This window comes from Marivirga sp. (assembly GCF_035704835.1).
In the GTDB taxonomy this organism is placed as follows: Bacteria; Bacteroidota; Bacteroidia; order Cytophagales; family Cyclobacteriaceae; genus Marivirga.
Map to the genome: position 1 here is coordinate 1 of NZ_DASSWQ010000083.1, position 6,618 is coordinate 6,618.

Here is a 6,618-nt window from a genome sequence, read left to right on the forward strand (position 1 = left end):
GCCTGAACTCTTATCAACTACCTGAAAATAGGTCTTACCATTCTTCGATTTGAGTTTGCGTAAAAACATAGAAACCAAAGATATTCAATAAAATTAACACCCAAAATACCAAATCAAAAACACCTTAACCTCTGTATATCACTAACTTATGAAATTATTCAAAAATGAGTGCGGAAGTCAGGAAAAATTGTCAAAAATCATGAAGCATAAAAAAAGCCGAATCAGATAATTCTAATTCGGCTTTTCTATTTTAGTTAACTATAAATTAAGCTTCTATTACTTTTCGTTTTTTCTTTGCTAAGTCTAGAACAACAGGGGTTGCAATGAAAATAGAAGAATAAGTTCCTACTACTATACCAACCAATAAAGCAAAAGAAAATCCTCTTAATACTTCTCCACCGAAGATGAATAGTACTAAAATTACTAACAAAGTAGTAATTGAAGTCATCAAAGTTCTACTGATTGTCTGGTTAATTGCCATATTGAAGGTTTCCTCATTAGTTGCTTTTGATTTAATTCCCAATGTTTCTCTAATCCTATCAAAAACCACCACCGTATCGTTAATTGAATAACCAATCACGGTTAAGATAGCCGCAATAAATACTTGATCTATTTCAAATGAGAAGCCAAATAATTTTGCAATTGCAAAAGCTGATAATACGAATAACGTATCATGGAATAAAGCAACAACTGCTCCTAAACCAAATTGCCATCTTCTAAATCGAATTAAGATATAAATGAAAATAGCGATTAGTGCAAAAATTACAGATTCTTGTGAAGAATTCCTGATATCATCTGCAATGGTTGCACCAACTTTGGATGAACCACTGATGGTGAAATTATTATCACCCATAGCTGATTCAGTGGTCACATATTCTTTTCCTGTAGCTTCCGCAATTCCTTCAATAATTTTTGTTTTCACTGTATTGTCCGCCTCAGTTGATTCTTCATTAACCAAATAAGAAGTAGTTACCTTCAGAATATTATTAGCTCCATAAGTCTTCACCTCGGTTCCAGCATCTTCCAATTTTCCATCTAGTGCAACTTTAAGCTTAGTAGTCTCAACTTGTTCAGCAAATCTTACAATATAAGAACGACCTCCAGTGAAATCTACACCTAAAGTCAATCCTTTAGTGACCATCAATACGATACCGATTGAAATTATAATACCAGAACTGATATAGGCCATCTTTCTTTTATTTATAAAGTTGAATGAAACATTACTCAATACGTTTTTAGAGAATGGAGTAGAAAAAGAAATTTTACTTTCGTCTCCTCTTTTACTCATCCAGCTTACGATAACTCTCGTAATAAATACAGCTGAAAAGAATGAACAAGCAATTCCTATCATTAAGGTAATCGCAAATCCCTTAACAGGACCTTGGCCTAACCAATATAGAATGGCACCAGTTAAGAAAGTAGTCACGTTAGCATCTACAATAGAACTGTAGGCTTTTGAATATCCAGACGTAATCGCTTTCAATAAAGGAGAGCCTTCCCTCATCTCTTCTCGAATCCGTTCAAAAATCAGAACGTTCGCATCAATAGACATACCAATCGTTAAAACAATACCTGCAATACCCGGCAAGGTAAGCGCAGCATTTAATTGTGCTAAAATTCCTAAGATAAAGAATACGTTAAACACCAGTGCGATATTGGCAATCAAACCACCTTTCGCGTAATAGGCTACCATGAAAATCAATACCATTCCCAAACCTGCTACGATAGAAAGAATACCTTGAGCTCTAGCTTCTTTACCTAATGTTGGCCCAATAATGGCTTCTTCAACAATTCTTGTTGGCGCTGGTAAAGATCCTGCTTTTAAGATGTTCGCTAAATCCTGAGCTTCTTCAATCGTGAAATTACCCGAAATGACTGATTTACCATTAGGAATTTCTTGGTTCACAATAGGTGCAGAATACACATAGTTATCTAAAACAATTGCAATTCTATTATTAATATTTTCTCTAGTGATTTTCGCCCATTTTCTAGCACCAGTCGCATCCATGCTCATATCAACAGCTGGTTGTCCTACATCATCAAAAGTTTGTCTGGCATCATTTACTACTTCACCTGTCAACAATGCTTGATTTCCACGTTGAGTTCTTACTACATACAGCTCCAAAAGCTCAGTTCCGTCATCTAGGGTTCTTGGCTTTACATCCCAAAGCAATCTCGTGTTTCTTGGAAATAATGCCTGTACATCTTCTCTTTGGATGATGTCATTAATTTGTGCTGTATCTGTAATATCATATACTAGGCCGTATTGACTTTTTAAAAGACTAAAAAGTGGCGAAACATTCTCGCTTCCTTCCAGAGAATCAAGATTAGATTCAGTGGAATCAGATTCTAGTCCTTCTTCTCCATCGGCTTGCAATAAATCTGCAAGACTTCCGCTCTCTTCTTCTGAGCTTTCCGTAGTAGCTTCATCTGTTGATGACTCCTCCGCTTGCTTCATTTTCTGTTCAGCAACTAATAGCTCATTTGCAGCAGCTAGTGCTTCTGATACCTCATTGATTTCCACAACTTGCAAAAACTCCAATTTGGCAACACCTTGCAATAATTTTCTCACCCTTTCTGGATTGTCAACACCAGGTAATTCAATTTGAATTCTACCTGTATTCTCTAACTTCTGAATATTAGGTTGAGAAGTACCAAATCGGTCAATTCTAGTTCTTAAAATATTGAAAGAACGATCAATTGCATCATCCACTTCTGCACGAATAATTCTTAATACTTCACTATCTTCTGTTTCAAAACTGATTCTATCTCTATTGGCAGAAGTAGCGAAAAATTCGCTTAGTTTTTTGTTAGGATTTTGCTCTTGAAATGCCTGGTAAAATAAATCTACAAAAGTGCTCTGACTTGTATTTTGTCTTTCTCTTGCAGTTTCCAGCGCATTAATTAATGCTTCATCTTGATTATTTCCACTAAGGCCTTTGATAATATCCACCGGAGAAATTTCCAAAGTCACGTGCATACCACCTTGCAAATCTAGCCCTAGATTCAATTCCATTTCCTGAACTTCCTTGTAAGTAAATTCAGCACCTAAAAGATTATAAACTGGAACATTATAAATTGAATCTAAATATTGCTGCCTTTTAGAAAAATCTACTGTGCCATCTTCACCGGTTGCATAGGCTATGGCATCATTTTTTATACTATTCGAAACGAATGTGAATGACAAATAGTAGATACATAAAACTGTAACTAAGATTGTCATAAACACAATAAATCCATTATTTTTCATGTGTATATGTTTTAATTTTAAGTTGACACATGGAATTCGATAAATTTTATTCCTCCTCATTTGATATGTTGAGGATTCTAAAATTTATGCTCATTTCATGGTCATTTTAGTATTTAGGTTATTGATTAAAAATTGTAATGCAGCGCATTATCAATTCTCTATTAGTATTTAGTGAAATTTAATCGGTTATTATTTTTGTAATTGTGCGGAGCGAAAAGTTTTGGATTTCGCTTTAGTAAGAATATTAGGGTGCGTTAGGGGATATTATAAGCTGGAAAAGCGTGTGAAAATAATTATGGTAAGCTTTTTCAACAAACCCCAGCAACGTAAAGCCTTCACTAATTGGAATCGAAATTTCTAATAAAAGGTCAAACGAGTGGAATAAATTAAAATGCATAACTGGCAAAAGCACTTCATAGGCTAAAACGCGATATTCAGCATTTGGCTTTTGTTCCTCTTTTTGCTCCGTTTTTTCTACCTTATCAGAATTTACTGAAATATAAGGTTGTTGAAAAAACAATAACATTACCATAGCCAGCCCAAATATTAGACTACCTGTTTGCTTTATGGATGTTATGTTATGTGTTCTTTTCATTCTTTGGAAAGCAAAAGTAATTAAAATTCAGGAATATCAATATAATTATTTGCGATGATGTTGATTCCAAACTAAACTCATGGCTTTTTTCAGGGATTCAAAAAATTACTATTCTTATTAAGCACTAAAGCCAGAAGGAATATCTTTTCATTTTAAGTACAATACTTGACACCAATATTATCTCCTTAATATTATTCGGAAGGTTGTTCCCTTATTTACAACAGACTCTTTCACCGTTATCTTTCCATTGTGATAATTTTCTATGATCCTTTTGGCTAAGGTCAGTCCAAGACCCCAGCCTCGTTTTTTAGTGGAAAACCCTGGTTGAAATATCTCTTTTATTTTGCCTGATGGAATCCCTTTTCCATTATCCTGTACATCGATGAGCGCATCACCATATTTCCCTTCCTTCAAGGTAATATTGATCTCACCTTCTCCACTCATCGCATCAATTGCATTTTTACAAAGGTTTTCTATTACCCAGTCGAAAAGTGGTTTGTTAATATCGGCAGCAATCAGATCATCCTTACAAATAAAATTGATGGTAACCTTTTTAGAGGTTCTCTTTTGAAGATAGTTAACTGTCCCTTGAATAATTTTAGATATATTTTCATCTTTTAAAACTGGTACTGAGCCTATACTAGAAAATCTTGCAGTGATTAATTCAAGCTTACTAATATCTTTCTCTAATTCCGTGGTGACTTCTTTATCTTTAATATCTTCATCAATTTTCATAATTTCTAACCACGCCATTAAGGATGATAATGGCGTACCTAATTGATGCGCTGTTTCTTTTGCCAGTCCGACCCATACTTGATTTTGTTCCGCTTTTCTGGAATACGAAAAGGAAACATAACCGAAAAACACAAATGCAGCTATAACAGAAAGCTGAATGTATGGATAATATCGAAGTCGATAAATTAAATCTGAATTTCTATAATAAATGTATTGATTATCAGCAGGGTTTTCAGGATCTGCACCAGCTATAACAATTGGTTCATATTCTTGCTCCATTATAGCAAGTTCTTTTTTCAAAACCTGCTGAATTTCCTCTTCATTCAGCTTACTGCTATCCATTTTTATATTTCTATAAACATTTGGGTTGCCATTAGCATCCACCACTATGACTGGAATTGAATTATTAGGGGTTACAATTTCTTGAAAAATGAAAATTAAGTTTTCACTATTGTCTTGATCGCTAGTGAATTCTAAAGTTTTAGCAAACAACTCAATATAACGTTCTTCTCTTTCCTTTAATTCTTCCACAATGCTGTTGGTATACAATACGGAAGCAAAACCAATAATCACGGAAAAAGCGAGTGCCACCCACTTTAAAGCAGCCCTGCTTTGATAAAAGGAAGAAGCATTACCCATAAATGGGTTTTCAGAGGGAGTTACCATTAATAGTTTTCGGGCAAATTAAAAATTTTGTAAGATAACGGAAAAAATATGTCTTATTACTTTTGGTCATTAAAATAATAATTGAATAATTTCGATATATTTTGATAAGTAACCATTTTTGAACTTTTTCGATACATACTACATGGATAAAATTGTGCAAATTGAATTATGGGGAATTCGAATTGACGAACCCATAGTTACCCTTACCGACCTTTTAGTAAGTTTTCTTTGCTTTCTTTACTTCTACAAAATGGCAAAGTCTCACAAAAAAGGCAAAGTCTTCACCTATTTCAAATACTATTTTTTAATTATGGGATTAGCCACCACATTTGGAGGATTAATTGGTCATGCTTTTTATTACGAATTCAGCAAAGCCTGGAAATTAGTAGGATGGATTATCAGCATGTTTGCCATTATGCTTATTGAAAGAGGCGCGATTGAACATACTCGTATTGTGCTCAATAAAAAGTACGTCAAAATAATGGGGATAGTCAACATCATTGAGTTTCTAATTTTCTTAGGATTAGTACTTTTCACCTTAGATTTTTTCTACGTTCAACTTCACTCAGGATATGGATTAATGTTTGTAGTGTTTACAATTGAGGCTTTACTACTCTATAAAACCAAAAATGAGGCTTCAAAATATATTATGGCAGGAATTGGCTTTGCTGCGCTTTCTGCATTGGCCTTTGCCACAAAATTTAATATCCATGAGTGGTTTAATTTTTTATGCTTGAGTCATGTGATGATGGCCGTGGCAACGATTTATATGTATGGAGGGGTGAAGCGAATCAAAATAAACGAAGGAAAAGTTAAAGAGAAGGTTTAGCGCTAATCAAAATTAACATTTCTAAAAAGTTCTAAGCTTGGGCAAAGCCGAAAACCAAAACAAGCCAAAGGCTTGAGTTGACTCTCGCAATACTTGTCCCGCACTTTAGTCGGGAACCGCAAAGGCGCAACGACCTCGCAATGTGAAATTAAACCCCTCAGTCCTTCGGACAGCACCCCTAAAACAGGGGAGCAGCAGAGCGTGCTAAAAATTAGCAGTTTGCCTAAGAAAAAAAAACTTAATCTTAAAAAATAGATAAAATACTCAATTTCAGATATATATAGGATCTATTTGCTCGAAGTAGCTCCCCTCCTTACGGAAAGGAGGGGTGTCCGAAGGACGGGGTGGTCTAATATTAACTTTTAATAATCCACTGTATTTGACTAATTCAGTTTAAAAAGAACAATCGAGTAGGAAGATAGGGATTATTTCCCTATCCGTCCTCTCACACCACCCTGCGTACCGTTCGGTACAGGGCGGTTTGTTAAAATAATGATGGCTGTGTTGCATTAGTCAGCCGTAAGTAAGTTTCGTAAAACCCAA

Annotated in this window: 4 protein-coding genes; 1 reads left to right on the forward strand and 3 read right to left on the reverse strand. The window is 34.8% G+C overall.

The features are described 5' to 3' along the window. Window positions 1–265 precede the first annotated feature (265 nt). From secDF to VFM92_RS14745, 3 genes are all read right to left on the reverse strand, one after another. Entirely contained in the window at window positions 266–3,250 is a 2,985-nt protein-coding gene (gene secDF / locus VFM92_RS14735; RefSeq protein ID WP_325122996.1) for a protein translocase subunit SecDF, read from the reverse strand. Between the two features lie 244 nt (window positions 3,251–3,494). Then, a complete protein-coding gene (locus tag VFM92_RS14740; RefSeq protein ID WP_325122997.1) occupies window positions 3,495–3,845 on the reverse strand; it encodes a hypothetical protein in 351 nt (116 codons plus the stop codon). A gap of 177 nt (window positions 3,846–4,022) precedes the next feature. Continuing rightward, on the reverse strand, window positions 4,023–5,246 hold the full coding sequence (locus tag VFM92_RS14745; protein ID WP_325122998.1) for a HAMP domain-containing sensor histidine kinase: 1,224 nt from the start codon (window positions 5,244–5,246) through the stop codon (window positions 4,023–4,025). A 142-nt stretch (window positions 5,247–5,388) separates the two neighbouring features. On the opposite strand from VFM92_RS14745, the gene VFM92_RS14750 reads away from it, so the two are divergent. Next, window positions 5,389–6,075, forward strand: a complete 687-nt coding sequence (locus VFM92_RS14750; protein ID WP_325122999.1) for a DUF6962 family protein — start codon at window positions 5,389–5,391, stop codon at window positions 6,073–6,075. The last annotated feature ends 543 nt before the right edge of the window (window positions 6,076–6,618 follow it).

Excerpts from the sequence above, each read along its gene's own strand:
- secDF (WP_325122996.1), bottom strand. The coding sequence starts at position 3,250 with ATGAAAAATAATGGATTTATTGTGTTTATGACAATCTTAGTTACAGTT.
- VFM92_RS14740 (WP_325122997.1), bottom strand. The coding sequence starts at position 3,845 with ATGAAAAGAACACATAACATAACATCCATAAAGCAAACAGGTAGTCTA.
- VFM92_RS14745 (WP_325122998.1), bottom strand. The coding sequence starts at position 5,246 with ATGGTAACTCCCTCTGAAAACCCATTTATGGGTAATGCTTCTTCCTTT.
- VFM92_RS14750 (WP_325122999.1), top strand. The coding sequence starts at position 5,389 with ATGGATAAAATTGTGCAAATTGAATTATGGGGAATTCGAATTGACGAA.